The organism is Aeromonas sobria, from assembly GCF_006243315.1.
GTDB lineage: Bacteria > Pseudomonadota > Gammaproteobacteria > Enterobacterales > Aeromonadaceae > Aeromonas > Aeromonas sobria_A.
The window spans coordinates 1-850 of record NZ_NKWE01000075.1; the positions used below are offsets into that span (position 1 = coordinate 1).

Below are 850 nucleotides of genomic sequence, written 5' to 3' on the forward strand. Positions count from 1 at the left end.
TAGGGACTGTCGTCATAAGATCGAGGCCCACAAGTATGTGCAGCGGATCTGCACCGCTGCCACAAACGAGCCAGTGTTTTTGGCGTATCTTGTCGCAATTCCTCGCCATTGTTTCAGATGGAGGAAGGCGTTTTCCACCAGATACCTTGCCTTGTATAGCACCCGGTCATGCTCTCGCTGCTCCTTGCGATTACGTTTAGAAGGGATGACTGGCTCCATTCCCTTGGCGCGGGCAACCTCCATCAACGCATTGGTATCATATCCCCTGTCTGCCAATAGGTACGCAGCCTCCAAGCCGTCAATCAAGGGGATTGCTTGCGTACAATCGGCGGTCGTTCCGGATGTAATAATGCATTTTATTGGCATTCCATGTCCGTCAACGGCCAAATGGATCTTGCTGTTTAGCCCCCCTTGGTGACCCCCATATCCTGATTACCACCTTGAGCGCCACTGGCATGGGGATGGACCTTGATATGGCTGGCGTCGATCATCAGCCATTCGTAATCAGGTTCTTTTATCAGACGTTCTTGAAGGCGAGCCCAAATGCCCTTGTCGCGCCAACGACAAAAGCGACGATGGGTGTTTTTCCAGTCCCCGTAATCAGATGGCAAGTCTCGCCAGGGAGCGCCTGTGCGCAAAATCCAGAAAACAGCATTGATAAACAATCGGTTATCGCGAGCCACGCGTCCCCAATGACCTTTTTGTCCCAGTAGATGAGGTGCAATTAAGGACCATACGCGGTCTGAAATATCGTGGCGGCGGTGAGCGGGTGTTGACATGAGGCGATGATTTTTACGTTAACAGGGCTGGCATTGTACTGGATTTAATCAGTTCAAGACGACAGCCCCTA

Annotated in this window: 1 protein-coding gene; it reads right to left on the reverse strand. The window is 51.8% G+C overall.

Annotated features, from left to right (window positions below):
* Window positions 1-12 precede the first annotated feature (12 nt).
* Window positions 13-779, reverse strand: a protein-coding gene (locus CF137_RS20585) for an IS5 family transposase (RefSeq protein WP_101324801.1) whose coding sequence is annotated in 2 segments (ribosomal slippage) — window positions 13-404 and window positions 404-779 — 768 coding nt in all. Because the reading frame shifts where the segments join, the coding sequence is not laid out codon by codon here.
* Window positions 780-850: the final 71 nt, after the last annotated feature.